Source organism: Natrialba sp. PRR66 (assembly GCF_034808065.1).
Taxonomy (GTDB): Archaea; Halobacteriota; Halobacteria; order Halobacteriales; family Natrialbaceae; genus Natrialba; species Natrialba aegyptia.
The window spans coordinates 43,377-59,967 of the sequence record NZ_JAXHGN010000009.1; the positions used below are offsets into that span (position 1 = coordinate 43,377).

Genomic DNA, 16,591 nt, shown 5'->3' on the forward strand with positions numbered 1-16,591 from the left:
GAAGAATTCATTTTATAAACACATATAGCTAACATTTGAACGTAGATCTGCAGTGGATTTATTTGTGCTCTGTATGGATGAATTACTATGACTCCGAACGCTCGTCTCCCTCCTGCACCCTCGGGGCATCCAGTGATTGGGCACACACTCGATTTTGCTCGAAGTCCGTTTGAGTTCGTTGACCGCGCAACGAACGAGTGTGGAGATCTCTATCGAATGGAACTTCCAAGCGTAAACGTCTACGTCCTAGCACATCCCGAGTTTTTCAGACAGGCATTAGTGACTGATATCGACGCGTTCGGGAAGACCGATGACTTTCAACGGGTGTTCGGCAATGGATTGCTCTCAACAGAGGGAGATCAGTGGAGCCGCCAGCGAGGAATCCTCCAACCACTGTTTCATCGGGAGCGAATTGAGGGATATGGTGAGTATATGGTCAATGCCACGCAACGACGACTTGCTACCTGGGAGGCGGGCGAAACCCGAAATATTGAATCGGAAATGCAGGATCTCACACTAGAGATTCTCTTCGCAACGCTCTTCGGACGTGAATTGCCACCAGGCGAGGGTAACGATCTCCGGGCTGCATCGGATGGACTCAATAAATGGTTCGCACCGACATCCTGGCTCTTACCGAATTGGATTCCAACACCATCACGGCGAGAATTCAGCAACTCAGTAGAGCGTCTCCGAACCGAAGTTCGCCAACTGCTTGCGGAGTACGATGTAGATTCGAAAAGTGAGGGAAGCTCACAGCCAAACGCCCTCCAGCATGAGACACTCTTATCTAAGCTCCACAAGGCTCGTGAGGCAAGTGGTCAAGACCAGCTCAGCACGGAGGAAGTCGAAGACCAGATGCTCACGATGATCTTTGCTGGCTACGAGACGACCGCTGCGGCACTCGGATTCGCCTGGTACTCGCTCGCGACGAATCCCGATATCCGGCAGGCGTTCCACGACGAACTCGACACCGTTCTGGATGGGGAACCACCGACACAGGCGGATATTGCAGACCTCGATCTCACAAATCGGATCGTCACCGAAACACTCCGACTATATCCACCAATCCATACGATCCCTCGGAAAGCAACTCGAGACATCCAAGTTGGTGAGTACCAGATCCCAGCCAACGAGGAAGTTCATCTGTCTATTATCTCGGTACATCGTGATGAGCGGTTCTACGATGATCCCCTGTCATTCCGACCTGACCGATGGACAGAGGAGTTCGAAGAGGAACTCCCGGACCATGCGTTCATTCCATTTGGTGGTGGTCGCCGGACGTGTATTGGTCGAGAGTTTGCTCGCCTCGAGGCGACATTAGTGCTGGCGACGATCGGCCAACAGTGGACTCTCGAGTGGGCTGGCGAAGATCCGACGATCACGATCGAACCGGAGATCACCACACAGACAAAAAATGGTCTGCCGATGCGGCTTCGGCAACGGTAGACAAACACAGCTGTAGCTCTCCACTCACAACACTACTAAGAATAGCTGTTCAGACCAGGTGGAAAAATTAGCTCTATTCAATAGAGTGCCGGTACGTGTTTACCCCCAGAACGATTTCGCCACTCTCTCATAAGTTGCCCTTGACCTCGCAGTAGAGCAATGCAGACGACAGCGTGTTCCCCGAGGGACGGTCTCCCTGCCGGAGACCGTCCCGTATCGTCTGCACTGGCCGAGGAGAGTTGTGATGGTCACTGACGAGAAGGTGGAGCAACTGCTTGAGCGGATCACTGCTCTCGAAAATCGCGTTGATGAACTTGAGCAGGAGAAAGAAGAGTTCAAGCAAGAGAATCAGCAACTCCGTAAAGAGAACAAGCAACTCAGAGCCAAGGTCCGATGGTACGAGGGCCCGCATACTCCGCCGAGCAAGGACCAATCAGAGCAAGAGGAGTCGTCCTCGTCCGGCGGGGACGAGGACGACGAACAGCCACGTACTGACGGTGGCACGCCCGGCCGAAAGTCCGGACACGACCCGGAATGGCGCGACCCTCCTGACCCAGATCGAGAAATCGAGGTCACCTGTGACTGCTGTCCAGAGTGTGGTGAAACGTTCGACGAGTCGGCGGGCGTCAGCCCCCGACTCGTCGAGGAACTCCCCGATCCACAGCCACCGGAAGTCACTCAGTATAACCGCCACTACTACGAGTGCCACTTCTGTGGAACTGAGACTGTCGCCTCACACCCCGACTGCCCCTCATCGGGGCAGTTCGGGGTGAACGTTATCGCACAGGCGGCGCTCTCTCGGTACGACCACCGCCTTCCCTACCGGAAGATCAGCGACCGCTTCGAACAACTCCACGGACTGGAGCTGTCAGGCGCGTCTGCGTGGCACGCGACCGAGCGCGCCGCGCGCGCCGGTCGCTGTGAGTACGAGCAAATCCGCCGCCAGATCCAGCAAGCCAACGTTGTCCACGTTGACGAGACTGGAATCAAACGCGACGGCGAACAGGCGTGGATCTGGACGTTCACCACCAAGAACCACACATTGTACGCAGTCAGAGAGAGTCGAGGAAGTGATGTTCCCGCGGAAGTCCTCGGCGAGGACTTCGCGGGAACGGTCATCTGTGATGGCTGGACGGCGTATCCGGCCTTCAGTAGCAACCTCCAGCGGTGTTGGGCGCACATCCTTCGAGAAGCTGAAGACGCCGCCGAGAAGCAAGCAGAAGGCGAAGCGATCTGCCACGCCCTCAGACAGCTATACGTCGCTCTCCAGACCCGACTGGAGAGCGACTTGACGATACGTGAGCGAGCAGAACTTCAGCGTGTGGCGCGAAGAGAGCTTGAGTCGCTGATTGAGCGGTCAGTTCCCGACGGACCAGTGGCAACACTACTCGGGAAGATCGAAGGAGGTCTCGACCACTGGCTCACCTTCGTCGGTGAGCCAGCGGTCTCTCCGACGAACAACGCCGCCGAAAACGCGCTTCGTGAACCGGTGGTTCTCCGGAAGCTCATTGGAACGCTTCGGAACGACCGTGGTATGTTCGTCCACGAGACAATCTTGTCCCTGCTGGCGACCTGCCGCCAGCAGGGACGCAATCCCTATGACGAGTTCAAGCGAATTGCTCGAAACAACGAGATGATTTCACGTGCTCAGGCTGTACCCGCTGTTGCGTCTTCGGGGTAAACACGTACCAATCGAGTATGCTGACTTCTTTGAGCCACTCTTGTAGTCAAGAAGTCGGGTCGGGCTGTGAACGAGGTCGATCTTGCCCTTCAACCCGAGATCAGTGTTCTCGAACCAGCGTTCGGTGTGCGACGCATCGATGGGGCGGTCGTAATACTCAGCGAAGAAGTTCTCTTCTCGACCACCGTCAGGCGTCACCAGGGCGTCACCGTGAGGGGAGTTTGCATTCAGGAATTCAACGATGGTCTGGAGACCGACACGGTACTTGGTGAGTCGGACTTCCCGGTCGACGCCCCGGAGGAACGGGTCGACTTCGTCGAGAATGGCTGCGGCTACATCGTCGAGTGTATCAGACGTGATGGCGTCCGGATGCGAGACATAGAACTCCGCGAAGTCGTGGAACAGGTTCCCTTGCCTAAAGTGATCCTTGTCCGGGTTGTCGACGAGTCGGCTGAAGAAGTAATCGCGGGGTGAGTTGACGTAGGAGTTCAGGCTCGACTGGCTGAGTGCGGTGACTTCCTCGGGGGAGACATCGAGTGGTTCTTTTTCGAATCCGTCCTGTGTCGTTCGAGACGCTCGTGAATGCTGTAGTGAGTCCAAATCACTGAATCGGTCGAACTCCTTGTCGAACAGTTCCTCAAAGTATAGGCACGGGGTGACGGACGTTCCACCGGCGGTGTCCTGCACGAGGTAGTACTGGTCGACGCCGTTCTGCAGGAGGAGTTGGAACTGCCGGATGTTCCGCTCGAACTCCTGATCTCGGTCGACCCACGGGCGGCGAGGCGACGAATGTGTCCAACCTTCGTCAAGGGCGAGATAGAACACGACGGCGCGGTCGACGTGAGCAGCCGATTTTGCATCTGCCAATAGGACACCTTCGTTCTCCCGATCCACAGGTACTTCGTACGACTGTAGATAGAACTCGAGACGGTCAACTGCCGGTTCGGTGACGGCGTCGTTGAGGAGGCCGAGCGTCGCGAGTTCCTCTCTGAAGGCGTCGATAGAGGCGTCCGTGACTGCTTCGTATTCGTCGATGGCCTCCTCGAATGTGCGGGAACGAATCTCATCACGGAACTCAAGGATCCAGTCTACTTCCGGGCGATCAAGGTCGTAGAGACGCTTCTCGTCGTGCTCGATGTCGACGGGCATCCCGAGCTGGGTCAGGAGTGGTCGAACGTCGCCTACTCGCGTATCCCGGCCAGCGTGGGCACTTCGAAGGAGCTGTAGGAATGCGCGGTGACGGGCATCGTCATTGAACCCCGGACCACCGTAGTATGGAATCTCTGCAGCTTCCAACGCCGACTCAATCAGCGAGGAGTACTGACTAGCTGCATCGAGGACGACAGCCACGTCGTCGGCGTTCTCCGGTGTGACCGTATCGAGGACCGCGTCGACGATTGCGGCCGGTGAGTCGAGAATTCGGAAGGGGGGATGATCGAATGACTCCTCGGTGAACGGGTCGACCGTCTCGTAGTCTGGGGGAAGGATCGAGCGTTCGAGTTCGGTAAATTGCTTGAAGCCGACGACAGCGACCGACGTGTCGGCTTCGATACTGTACTCAGTGAGACGATTAGACGTCGTGTCCATCTCTGCTATGCAGTCGACAGCGGTGTGCGTTGCCGTCGTCGCGAACTGCTCGTAGTCCAGAATAGCGTCAGCCGTCCCCTGGTACTCCCAGCACTGGAGGATGTTCCCGACCGCATAGGACGCCTCCTTCCAGTTGAGATCAGTCGTCTCGATGATTTCGAGAAATGCGAGTCGATCCTCGGCCTGTTCTTGGCGCCGGGCAGCCAGGCGCCGTGGTGTGATCGCGAACGGCCCGAAGTGGGGTTGGTCAAGACGCCGGTTCAGGGCGCTCGCCATCGGCGCATCCGGCACGAGCACAAGGTCGAAATCCTTGCATTCCTCGTAGAGAGAATCGATAGACTTCGCTCGTGTAATTGACACGGACTATCGGACTCAGGTGAGTTTCAAAAATGTATCGTCGGAACAGCCGACTCAAACTAGAGTCAACACAGAAACACCGTAGCCTCTGAGAAATGCACAAAATCGGCCCTGGTGAGGTAGTGGGAGTACAAAACACGTGCGCAGGCTCATTGTCCAGAGGGTGACAAGGATAATCGATACCGGAGTCTATCCCTCGATGGGGGTCCGGTCAAATTTGGGCGAGTCACCAATCTTCCGCTCCAACAGGTCTGCAATGTCCTCATTTGCAGTCGCGAAGATCACTTGTCGGTCTTGCTCACCATCTCGGCGTGTTGCCAACTCAATGAGCAAGTTGAAGAATGAAATCGTGTTAATATCGTCCAGATGTGCGAACGGCTCATCCAGCAGCATCACTGGCGGCGCATGTGCATGGGTGAGATTGTTCGTCACGAAGATTGCGAGTGCTAAGGCAGCCCGTTGGCCTGAACTCATATCAGTGATCGGCTCTGGCTTCTGGTCATCCTGCCCCCGGCGAATCACACGAACTTCGTCGTCGTCATTGAGTTGCACCTCATTGAATTGATACGGGCGTTGGAACGCCTGAAACAGCGTCGTTATTGCCGACATATGTTCCCGGACGTATGCTGTGAGATTCTCGTCACCTCCCGCTTTGTCGAAGACAGTTTGTAATCGCTCAATGCCGTCTTCATAACCTTCCTTCCTGTGTTGATGATGATCCAGATCAGTTTGCTTTTTCTCGATTTGCTCGTTGATCTGCGCGACTGACTCAACTACGACCGCATCGCTTTGGAACTCCGACTTGGCGGTGTGCAGCACTGTTCGATCAGCCGCCACACGAAACTCGTTCTGTTGGTGTTCTCCGATTGCGTGATCCTCGAGGATTTGAATGCCAGCGTCAAGCTTTATACGCCGATCTTTTAGTCGCTGAATGGCTTTCTGAACGTCATCAATCGGTCTAGCGAAGTCTTCGACGGATTTCTCCAGTGACTCCAGCTTCTCGGTCGCTTTCTGATGTCTATGCCCCACTAATTCAATAGCTTCTCCACTGCTTAGATTCCAGAGTGGGTTTTGTCGGATCGCCTCACCAAACCTGATGACGTGAGCGTCGGACACGCTTGGTAGAGATTCAAAACTTGTTCGTTCAAACACTCCCCAGAAGTCTTCAGCACGACAAAAATCACCAAATTGGGTCTCGAATTTGTCAGTTACCAATTCCCAAGTGGGTCGGTCCAGAACTTCGAGTGCATTTTCAATGTGTTCGATATCCGCTTGTAACTGATCGGGGACTCCCGATTCCGAAGAAAGAAGACCCTCTGGCTGCTCTCGATTTCGAATCGACGCTTCTGTTTGCTCGACATAACAGGCTGGACAGTGTGCAACCTCGTCAGTAATATCAAGATACTCCTCGGTCTGTGAGCGGATCTCGTCTAAGAGCTCCTCACGCCTCTCCTGGAGGTCAGAAATCTCTCGAATCGCCTCTCTCTTGTCAGAGAGTCTTTCGAGCTCCTCCTTGAGAACAGCCGTTACCCGTGTTCGCCATTTTTCGAGCGACTCCTCTGACTCAGGACCTTCATCAGAGAGTGCCTTCTCTATGGCGCGGAGATCTGAAATCTCGAATTCTTCAGTTGAGAGGATGGTTGCAACGAATGTGACAGTTGGCGGTGCTTCTCCCCAGCGTGTACTATTAAGTTCTTTTTGAAGTTCCCTTAGCTGCTTCTGTCTATTTTGCCACTCTTCAATATCCTCAAGCTTGTCAATCGCTGTTTCTGTTCGGTTTCTCTCGGTGGCCAGCTCGGATGCTAACGTTTCAGGCGTCTTTGGCTCATCGCTGCTCAGGCCCGCACTCTTAAGGCTCTCGTCAAGTCTAGCAACTCGTTCACCCCAGGTTGTCCAGGTATCGACCCACTCTTCGTTGGAGTCCCCACTTCCTTCGTCGTCATGGCGGCGCGACGGAGGATTCGGAATGAGTTCTCTCATCCCTGGCGATAGTTCTTCGCGAGCTGTCCGCGCAGTAGAAAACAAGTTCTCTGCTCGATCAGCCTTATTCTCCAGTTCTCTGATTTCGGCAGTCAACTCCGCAATCCGCTTTTCTTCCTGTTCAATCCGGCTACCGGCTTCTTTTACCAACTCTCTTTTTTCACTACGGGCCTTCGACAACTGCTCACCGTACAACGAACGCCGGATTGTTTGTTCAATATCTAGGTCCGTATCGAGTTCTGCGAGTCGCGTAGTCGACCCTGCCTCGTGGTAATTTACATGATAGAACTCGGTGTGACGTGTTGCCTTACCCTCTGGTCGAAAGCCGTACCAAGCGCTGATCCGATCAGCCACGTCGGACGTGTCATTCGAAAGCCGGACCGGTCCGTCTCCGTTGCCTGTGAGGGTCACATTCAAGTCACGATATTTCCAGCTCCGCTGAGTAGTCTCACCTCGGACTTGCCCAACCATTCCAAGCGTGGCCGCATCAAGAAGACTAGTCTTGCCACTCCCATTCCGTCCGTAGAGAAGTGTGAACGGCTTTGCATCCAGCGTTCTCTTGCTAGCTGGCCGGCGGAAGTCTGGCCCCAATTCTACTGAGTCAATGATTCCCCCAGGTCCCTTCGGCAAATTCGGTTTCGTGGGTCCAGCCTCCAAATCACTTCCTTTGCGTAGTTTTTCAAGCCGCTCATCCCGGTTGGTTGAGTCGGTCTCAAAGAGAAGCCCCAGATCTGCTTCGAGAATCTCCTGGATAAGTTCCCCCCGGTTGAACTCGACTTCCATCGATTCGAGATCTCGAATGACTGTTTGGAGCGGTTGCAGAAACGCATCCAACGAGTCGATAGCGACAAAACGTCGTATCGCAAATCGCGTGTTAGACTCGAACGTTGTACGCCTTGATTCGTCTATATCCATCTCTTCGGGATATGCCCAGAAGAGCTGGATATTCCACTGGTTCGGAATTTCATTATCATAGAACAGAACCTCGAGCTGACGGTTGTCTTCCGTTTCGAGCTCGTCCAAGTCATCATCTGGTTGTATAAACCGAACAAGGATTGTCTCGTCATCGTACCCTCTTCGAGGATGTGTGATTTTGTAAAGTTCGTCCGAACCCTCTACCTGTTCTACGTGTTCTTCATCGTATAACCGTTCAAGGCGATTGTATCCGTTCATAGCGTGATCTCCTCCAATCCATCGGTTGCATCGACTCGCTCTGGATTACGAACCATATTAGAGACGTCCTCATATCCGGCCAATGTCTTGACTTTACTGGAGCTGAAATTAGAAGTCAGCGCAACTGGTTTGAAGTTGACTCCGTCTACTCGCAACCACTCTACGAACCAGCGGGCTCGGTCGATCTCACTGTTAGGTGTTGAGTTGGGAAGCGTCGTCAAACAGATGGGAACCTGTTCAACCCGATATTCTGCGTTGACCGGAACGTCGGTTCGGTCGAAGGCGTTCTTGAGGACAATATCGGCTTCATCCTCTGCAAATGAGAGTGCTTCCATTAGCCGTTCGGCAATTGTTTCAGGCGCATCTCTCGTGCTCGGTGTTATCTCACCGACACCACGTCGGCGTGGGTGATTCTCCAGGAGATGTCCTAATTCTTCAGACATCTCGCCGTTGAGGGATTCAACAGATTCCCAAGAAACTTTCTGGTTGGTGGGAAATTGTTCTGGAAGACTGCCCGCTTCGATTTCTGCGCGAAGGAGTGCGGTCAACAGCTCTCGGTTTAGTGGGGTCGTGTTAAGCTGCTCTCGCCACTCTTTGCAGGGATCCGGTTCAGGCGCCGGATAGACCGGATTTTTGTGTTGGTACTCATCTGTAGCTGTATCGAAGACAGCTGTCGTTGAGACTTTGAGATCAGCCATCATCGCCGACCCACTGGGCGTTCCGTGGTTTGTTTTTCGTCGGAATATGACTGTACTTACGATGTCATCCGGGATGAGGCAGAGATACTCACACCCGATGTCCGGCTGGGTCGCTACCAACCCTCCTCGCTCGTATGAGTCGTTGTACTCTGACTCTAGCGTAGTTGAATCATCTGTTGTAGTGTAGATCCCGGAATAGCCAAAGGGGCCGATCGGTGGCACACTCCCCCAGTTTGCGACGATACACGACACCTGAGCTTCGGTCTCAAAGAGTTCCTTTCGATAGTTGACCCACGATTTGTTGAATGGATCGGGGTTGCATTGGACATGGACAGAATACGAGGGACCGTCTTGGCAGAATGTAAGAACCTCATTTTTGAGTTCCCTCTGCATTACATCAGAGCATGTCCACGGAACAACGGCAGCACCGCGCAAAAAGCGGAAGCCCCAGATCTTTGTGCCCTCACAGAGCCTCTTTAGCTCGACATCATTCGCACGGCTGCTCATGTGCTTGTTCTTAAACTGATGTCGGCTAGGTAGCCGCTGAATGCACGGAACGGACATTCGTTGCAGGTGTTTTCTTGCCGTAGCAAAGAACCCACTGACGGAATCGGGCCGCAATCTCAGAATCAGTTCCTCAAAGCGTGAAACAAACGAACGTCCGATAGAGCCGACGCTCACGACCGGGCGGTCGCAGGGATGGCCGGGCGTCAGTCAGGCGGATCGAGCCCGTGGTACTGCTTCGCCACGGTCAGAAACTGGTTCGCATCCACTCGGGGCTTGTATGTGCGGTTCTCGCCGTCGATGGCGATCTTCACGAGCAGGTCCACCAGCCGCCAGACGTTATAGAGGACGCACGCGAACGCGAAATTGAAGAACCGATAGTCGCGTTCGGTCGAGGTGGTTCGCACCATGAAGTGTTTCTGCTTCTTGAAGCCGTTCTCAATACCCCAACGGTGCCGATACCACCGGATCAGCCGCTCGATCATGTGAATGAACTCCTTTCCGTTCATCTGCTGACCGTCGGCGTCGCGGGTGGTCACGTAGGGGTGGTTCGTCTCGAAGACGACGGTTTCGCTGGTGTCGACGTCTCCGTTCTGTGCTCTCTGCTTGCGCTCTTCGATGTCTTCCTCGCGTTGGATGTCCGCGAGCAGCCGCGAGAACGACATCCCTTCGCTCGGTTCGCCCTCCACGTCCTCGAACCCCCACTCGCCGCATATCTCCGTCCAGACTGCCGAGAGATCGTCGTCTTCATCCTCGTTGTCCGAGTTCGACCGTTTCGGGAGGTAGACCTGCTTACGCGTGAGCGTCCCCTCGTCGGCTTTCTCCTCCGTGACGTGGAACCGTTTGCCGTTGCGGTACATCCACTCGATGGTCTCGGCCTCGTCGCTGTTCGTGAAGATGCGCGTCGGATTCAGGTAGTGGAGGCCGTGTTCTTCACAGGTCTCTTTCACTGGGTCGCTGTCGAACTCACGGTCCATCATCACGAGGTCGATATCCACCATCTGGGTCGTGTGTTCCAGCAGTTTCTCCACGATCTCGTCTTTCGATTGGCCTCGTTCGCGCGGGACAATGTCGAGCACGAGCGGGACGTCCATCCCAACGATCTTGAGCACGGCCCACTGGTAGTAGTCGTTGCCGTCCTTGTAGCCGAGGATGTCGTCCTCGTGGCCCTCTTCGTCGCCAGTGAACGGGAATCCCTTGGTCACGTCGATAGCCGCAAAGACCGGCCCGCCGAGCTCGCCGTTCTGGCGGGCGCGAGCGATCAACATCCGCGTGGTGTTGCGCAGCATCTCCCGAATCCCCCCGACTGAGAGCTTCCCGATCTGATAGCGGTGGGTCGATCCCGTGGGAATCCGCTCTCGTGTCGTATCGAGCGAGAACGAGGCGGGGCCGCTGCGCGCGTACATGTCCTCGCGCATCCCCATGTAGGCGTGTTGCTCCCAGAAGGCGTTCTCGTGAATCTGCCAGTTCTGGCCGCGAGAGAGCGCGAAGGCGTCGGTCACGAACGGTTTGGCCTGCTGCCAGACCTCGTCGGTCTTTGCGGCGACAAGCTGGTGCTTGGGACGGCTGTCGGGGTCGGAGTCAGCCGGTCCGTGAGTCTCGATCCGATCGGGAAGCGACACCTCACAGGCGCGTGCGGCCCTCACAATCGTATCGGCACACTCCTGTACGGCGTCACGAAGTTGTTCGCTGAAACGTTCGTTCCACGCACGCCAGAACGTCGATTGATTCGGGAGCGACTCAAAGCCGAGCTTTTGACGGAGCGAGGGATGGGCTCGGAGGTGGTCGTGGAGTGCGGTTTCGTCCCAGCCGTTGAGTTCCTTGAGCAGAGCCGCTCGAACGTGGACTGCCATCGGATATCGCCCCGAATACGGCGCTAACGAATCGTGTGTGGCGAACGTGAGATGATCGATCGGGAGGTGGCAGATCAGCGTCTCGATATCGGCGTAGCTCTTCCACCGCTCGCACTGTGCCTGTGCGATGGTCGTGACATCCGCGACGAAACCGTCGAGACCATCACCACTCCCGTCGGGTTCGCCCTCGAAAAACCGGGGCTGGTCGTTGTAGCCGGTGGCGTCGGCGACGAGAGCCGCTGCCACCATCTCCGCCGTGTCGTTCAGCGGGGTTGTGGTGGATGATTTTGCGTCGATACGTGCATCTGTGTCGGCTGAGTCCGACTCTGGCGTTGACTTCGTACCCATATCGTATATCTAACCGTACCCACAAGTCGTCCGGCAGACGAACACTGGACGGAGGGCTCGCTGCGTACACGCGGCTACCGTAGTACAGTGAATGTTGTCCCATCGGTTTCTGCCGAGTACGACGACCGCCTTGTCACCTGCTCATGATCGAGTCGGTTGGCTCAAGCGCACTGATGACTCCGAACGCTTGCTCTCCCACGAACAGTTACTGTTCTGGTCTTCTCGTCGGTGCGGGTGGGTGTTCGCTCTGGCCATCGAGCGGCGGGAGGTCCTTCTCGCCAGCGCTGACCTTTGCGCGTTCGAGTCGCCACTGGTCGTTGTCGAACGGGACGTCGTAGTTCGCCTCGGCCCGTGCGAGGACGCTCTGGACGGCTGACTCGGGAATTTCGAAAAAGGCGGCGGTGGCGTGTTTCTCGCGGCCCTTGCGCACCTCGCGGATAAACGTCTGGGCACGAACGTATTCGGCGGGAATCTGCTGGAGGAAGCCGTCCTCGACGGTGTAGCCGAAGGGTGGGCGACCAACGCGCTTGCCGTCGGCGATGGCGGCGTCGATGCCCTCCTGGACACGCGAGCGAATCATCTTGCGCTCGGCATCGGCGAACACCATCATCATGTTGAGCATCATCTCGGCCATCCAGTCGTCCTCCCCGACGGTCCCGATAGGTTGGTTCACGAGGTCGATGTCGATGCCCTTCTCGCGGAGGTCCTCGACGAAACCGGCGAGGTCCAAACCGTCAACAACGACCTCGACCCGGGTGACACGTTCGAGGTGGAGAAAACCTTCTCCGAGGTCTCCCCCGAAGATTACGATGCGCTCGTCGTTCCGGGTGGCTCCGTCGGAGCGGACCAACTCCGCGCAGACGGCGACGCAGTGGATCTCGTCAGGGAGTTCATCGAGGCAGGAAAGCCCGCAGGAGTCATCTGCCACGGCCCGTGGATGCTGGTCGAGGCCGACGTGGTCGAGGGTCGGACGCTGACTTCCTTCCCCAGTTTACAGACCGACATCCGCAACGCGGGCGGCGAGTGGGTTAACGAGGAAGTCGTCGTCGACGAGGGACTGGTGACCAGCCGCAAGCCCGACGACTTGGATGCCTTCTGTGATAAAATCATCGAGGAGTTCGAGGAGGGTCGCCACTAACGGCGCGGTAGCACGAAAGGGTCCATCGCAACGTCCGGCGTTCGTGAACGAGATGTGAGATTCGTCTTTGCTGCTTCTGTCTGTCCAATTTCAGATGTTAGGGGAGTTTGGCCTCCAGTACGTCGATTTCTTCTATCTCCGGCGGTTCTGCGAACAGCTCGTCCGCGTTTTCCTCCAAGGCAGCAGCGATTTCGCCCGAGAGATGCGCTTCCCGACCGGATTCATCCGGAAAGGTGTCGAAGATGCCGAACGTCGAATCGTCCATGCGGAGCGCGAACCACGTGGTGGTGTCCGGTTCTTCCTCGGCTATCGGCAGTGCCGAACGGAGGAATTCCTCGACATCGGATTCTTTGCCGGACTGTGCTTGGAGTCGAACGAGGAGGGCGACGTTTGCGTCGGTCATACCCAGTCCGTACGTGTGTGTGCAACTCACATAAACATTTATGCTAGACGCTCATCCCGATACATTGCAACATAGCAGTTTCTCGAACCAGTCGTCCGGTGAGTTGAGTTTCAGTCCGAGGAATCCGAGGTATTTCTGGTGGTGGTGCTTCGAGACGCCCCTGAACTTCGCCAGCCACTGACGAAGGAAGCTATGGATCGTCTTCCTGCTCAACACGGTGTTGTTCATCGCCATCGGGCTCCAGGTGTCCTCCGAGCAAATCCTCGGTGTCGGCCAACTTGTCCTCGTTGCGCTCGTGCTCCTGTTGGCCGTCCGCGCCAGTGTCGTCTATGGGCTTTCGAAGAGACACACCACGCTATCGGCCGTTGATTCTGATTCGAAGTCGAAGCCAAAATCTACCGGCTAAAACAGGAAGAGACAGGTCTCAGTAACTTATTTCTCCAAAAACCGAAACAGTTACAGGAATACCACAAGGCCCCACCGGAAATCTCGCTCTGCGGGGTTTCCAAGACGACGAGTTCGTTGAGGGCGGAGCGACGGGTCGTCGATCAGTCGGTTCCGGGCTCGTTCTCCTCGACGTACGGGCGGGGCGTGGTGTGCGATCGGCCGCCCTTCCAGCTGAAGAGCACCTCGCGCGCGGAGAGCTCGCGGACCTCCGGGAAGCGCCGTTGTTCGGTCTGACCGTAGTTCACGAGCGCGACTAAGAACACGCCGCCGACGGTGTTCCCAAGCAACACCGGTAGCCAGAAATCGTAGAAAACAACGAGCAACCCAGGGCTGGGGACGTCGAGAAACACGAAAAAGAGCGCGTCCGCCGCCGCCGTGACGACGTGATAGAGTTCCGCTGCAGCGATCATGTAGAAGACACTGTAGATGAGCAACAGGCGGGCGATCGTGTCCTGCGCAGCAGTACCGAGCCACACTACCCCGGCGACGAGCCAGCCCGCGAACAGAGCTTTCAAGAACACGTCCCACCACGCGTGTTCGAGCCCACTCCTGGTGAACTCCGCGCCGGCGTGCATCGCTGCCGTCGAGAGGACGTGGCTATTGGCGAGAATGAACGCTCCGAGGCCCGCCCCGACGACGTTCGCGAACAGCACGATCCCCCAGACGCGCAACAGCAACGGGAGGCTGGCCAATCTGGTCAACACAAGCGCTACTGGAGGAAGGGTGTTCTCGGTATAGAGCTGATAGCGACCGACGATGATGTAGACGAACCCGAGCGGATAAAGAATCGCGGCCAAGAACCCGTTGTTCGGGAAGACTGCACTGCCCACCGCGTGGCCGACGAACGTCAACACGATCGCGAAGCCCGCAGCGATCCCACTGAAGAGCAGTTCCGTCGTACCGGTGGCGACCTCCTCGTCGGCGCTTGCAAGGAGTCGCTGGAAGATCTCGTTCGTCGAGAAGCGGTCGCCGATCGCCCAGCCGGTGACCGGCACGCCTGAGGCGGCGCGGTCCGGCTCATGGATCTGACCTTCTTGATCGGTCCCTTCGTCACTCATCCCGGTCCTCCAACGGAGTCGTCGATCCCGATGGTCAACGACGATCGTCGCACGCGACGGGGCGTCGATTCCCGTCGTCGATGGAGAGCCGTTCTCACGGTGAAGTTACGCATCAACGGGCGTACTCCGACCGACGGCTTGTTCTTTTCGTTGGTCGACCGACTGGCGAACGTTTCGACGACATCGTTCGGTCGGTGGCCGGGTAGCACGATCCTCCTCTCGGGTTCTCACGACGCCATCTCCCTGGGGTTCATCATCCCCTCTTTGACACCCCGTTTGAGGAGGAGGACGTTGACCGGGTACGCCGCGAGCAATCCCATCGTGAGCGAGAATACGAGCACACTCCAGAAGAGAACATCGCCCATCGTCGCCTCGCCCGCCAACCAGAGGTCGGTGCTGATCGCGACGACCTCCATCATCGCGATGCTGGCGGTCTCCGAGTAGAAGGCGTCGGCCAGCGCCTCACCAAATCCGACACCGTCTTCGAGCAGCGGGCCGACGGTCATCGTGTAGCCGAAGACGAACGCGAAGGTGAACGTTATCAGCGCAACAGGGAGCTTGCCGAGGGACAACAGACCCACGGCGATGACGACGCCAGTTATCTCGCCGGCACCGCATCCGGAATAACAGTGGCTCACCGAGCGAAAGCCCCGCCGCCACAGCGAGTCGTGGGCGATCTGTGCTCGGCCCGAGTACCAGTATACCAGTAGCCCGAGCGGCCCGGAGTAAAGCACAGTAAAGCCCCAGACGTACTTCATCAAGCTCCCCAACATCGAATTATTCGTCCGGAGATCCCAGGCGAGTACGGCGAGCGATCCGCAAACGAGCACCCCCCACACGGCGAGAAACGCCGGGTTCGTGAGAGCGCTTCGGAGCACCTCCTGGAGAGCACCGAGTCCGCTTCCGTCGTGTACGAGCTGGAGAAACGGCGTCGCTCTTGCCCCGACGTGTCCGAGCGGTCCCGTAATCCCCGCGATCGTGCTCACGAGGTGGCCTCCTCCTCGTCTTCACGGCGAAGCGGGACGCATCGCTCCTGGAAGACGTCCCCGTCTAAGCGTCCTAACACGTCGACCTGGGCCTGGTAATGATTGGGAACCGCGACCGTAGAGACTTGTACAGCACTGGCGATGTCGTGCTGGGTCACGCCTTCGATACAGAGCCGCGAGACGAAGTAGATCGCACCGGCAGCGAACACCGAGGGGGACTTCCCCAAGAGCGCTCTCTCCTCGACGCCCGCCCGGATGATCCTGTTCGCCTGGTGTTGGATCTCCCCCGAGAGACCAAGCGCCGAACAAAAGCGCGGAACGTACTTCGCAGGATCGACGGGTTCCAGATTGAGGTCGAGTTTTCCCGAGAGGTACTGGTGGGTATGCCCGATCTCGCTCTTCTCGACCCGCGAGACGTCGGCGAGTTCGTCGAGCGTGCGCGGGAGATCCTCGTCAGTTTCGACGACGAGCCCACAGGACGCACAGACGATCTCCCCGCGAGTCGGGACGTGACGAACGTCGGTCGAGTCACATTCCAGGCAGGTCCGGATTGTCGCACGAGGCGAGCGATCGGTCTCGGCATGGCTGTCGGTTCGAGCGTCGACGTTCCTCCCCGTTGAGCACGTTCCGACCTCGCTATTCAACCATGCCTCGTTTTGCGGCTGTATCATACCCATCGACGGTTGTGCTGTTCGGTAAAGATTTCGTCGGTCATCCATCGACAGTCACCTCGGTCGTGAGCAGGTCGCCACCGCCCGTCGCTGGCGATGGCACCAACCGCTCGAACGCCTCAGCTGGCGTCTCTAAGTTGTCCCAGTCGAGGCTCATGTGCGGGCGCTCCTCGTTATAGAAGGTGAGGGCTCTGGTGAATCGCCATACAGCGGTTGATTTGGCTATGTTGCGGCACGCTTGATGTTATGAACGACACATTT

Annotated in this window: 10 protein-coding genes and 4 pseudogenes; 3 read left to right on the forward strand and 11 right to left on the reverse strand. The window is 56.9% G+C overall.

What is annotated here, in order from left to right:
* Window positions 1-87 precede the first annotated feature (87 nt).
* Both SM755_RS23040 and SM755_RS23045 read left to right on the forward strand, forming a co-directional pair.
* Window positions 88-1,446 (forward strand): cytochrome P450, encoded by a 1,359-nt coding sequence (locus tag SM755_RS23040; RefSeq protein WP_323174753.1) that lies wholly within the window; start codon window positions 88-90, stop codon window positions 1,444-1,446.
* Between the two features lie 244 nt (window positions 1,447-1,690).
* On the forward strand, window positions 1,691-3,127 hold the full coding sequence (locus SM755_RS23045; protein ID WP_323174754.1) for an IS66 family transposase: 1,437 nt from the start codon (window positions 1,691-1,693) through the stop codon (window positions 3,125-3,127).
* Window positions 3,128-3,136: 9 nt separating this feature from the next.
* Here the strand turns inward: SM755_RS23045 and SM755_RS23050 are convergent.
* The 5 genes and pseudogenes from SM755_RS23050 to SM755_RS23070 form a co-directional block, all read right to left on the reverse strand.
* A pseudogene (locus SM755_RS23050) lies at window positions 3,137-5,074 on the reverse strand (PD-(D/E)XK nuclease family protein); the annotation flags it as partial.
* 186 nt (window positions 5,075-5,260) lie between these two features.
* Entirely contained in the window at window positions 5,261-8,224 is a 2,964-nt protein-coding gene (locus SM755_RS23055) for an AAA family ATPase (protein ID WP_323174755.1), read from the reverse strand.
* Window positions 8,221-9,429 carry a hypothetical protein gene (locus SM755_RS23060; protein ID WP_323174756.1) on the reverse strand — a complete coding sequence of 403 codons (1,209 nt, stop codon included), beginning with the start codon at window positions 9,427-9,429 and terminating at the stop codon, window positions 8,221-8,223. The genes SM755_RS23055 and SM755_RS23060 overlap by 4 nt, the downstream gene beginning before the upstream one ends.
* Before the next feature lie 203 nt (window positions 9,430-9,632).
* The gene (locus tag SM755_RS23065) at window positions 9,633-11,528 is read right to left on the reverse strand and encodes a transposase (RefSeq protein ID WP_323174757.1); all 1,896 of its coding nucleotides are present in this window, start codon (window positions 11,526-11,528) and stop codon (window positions 9,633-9,635) included.
* A 304-nt stretch (window positions 11,529-11,832) separates the two neighbouring features.
* Window positions 11,833-12,354 (reverse strand): annotated as a pseudogene (locus tag SM755_RS23070) (recombinase family protein); the annotation flags it as partial.
* Between SM755_RS23070 and SM755_RS23075 the strand changes: the two are divergent.
* Window positions 12,340-12,765, forward strand: a pseudogene (locus SM755_RS23075) (type 1 glutamine amidotransferase domain-containing protein); the annotation flags it as partial. The pseudogenes SM755_RS23070 and SM755_RS23075 sit on opposite strands and share 15 nt — an antisense overlap.
* A gap of 97 nt (window positions 12,766-12,862) precedes the next feature.
* Here the strand turns inward: SM755_RS23075 and SM755_RS23080 are convergent.
* The 6 genes and pseudogenes from SM755_RS23080 to SM755_RS23105 all read right to left on the reverse strand — a co-directional run bounded on the left by SM755_RS23080 (window position 12,863) and on the right by SM755_RS23105 (window position 16,330).
* A complete protein-coding gene (locus tag SM755_RS23080) occupies window positions 12,863-13,168 on the reverse strand; it encodes a putative quinol monooxygenase (protein WP_248898341.1) in 306 nt (101 codons plus the stop codon).
* 51 nt (window positions 13,169-13,219) lie between these two features.
* A pseudogene (locus tag SM755_RS23085) lies at window positions 13,220-13,363 on the reverse strand (IS1595 family transposase); the annotation flags it as partial.
* The gene (locus tag SM755_RS23090) at window positions 13,359-13,517 is read right to left on the reverse strand and encodes a hypothetical protein (protein WP_013199640.1); all 159 of its coding nucleotides are present in this window, start codon (window positions 13,515-13,517) and stop codon (window positions 13,359-13,361) included. The pseudogene SM755_RS23085 and the gene SM755_RS23090, both read right to left, overlap by 5 nt.
* Window positions 13,518-13,716: 199 nt before the next feature.
* Window positions 13,717-14,673, reverse strand: coding sequence for a formate/nitrite transporter family protein (locus SM755_RS23095; RefSeq protein WP_008415516.1), 957 nt, complete (start codon window positions 14,671-14,673; stop codon window positions 13,717-13,719).
* A 227-nt stretch (window positions 14,674-14,900) separates the two neighbouring features.
* On the reverse strand, window positions 14,901-15,659 hold the full coding sequence (locus SM755_RS23100) for a DUF4396 domain-containing protein (protein ID WP_008415517.1): 759 nt from the start codon (window positions 15,657-15,659) through the stop codon (window positions 14,901-14,903).
* Complete coding sequence (locus SM755_RS23105) at window positions 15,656-16,330, reverse strand: transcription factor TFIIB cyclin-related protein (RefSeq protein ID WP_008415518.1); 675 nt, start codon at window positions 16,328-16,330, stop codon at window positions 15,656-15,658. Before SM755_RS23105 ends, SM755_RS23100 begins: the two co-directional genes overlap by 4 nt.
* Window positions 16,331-16,591 lie beyond the last annotated feature (261 nt).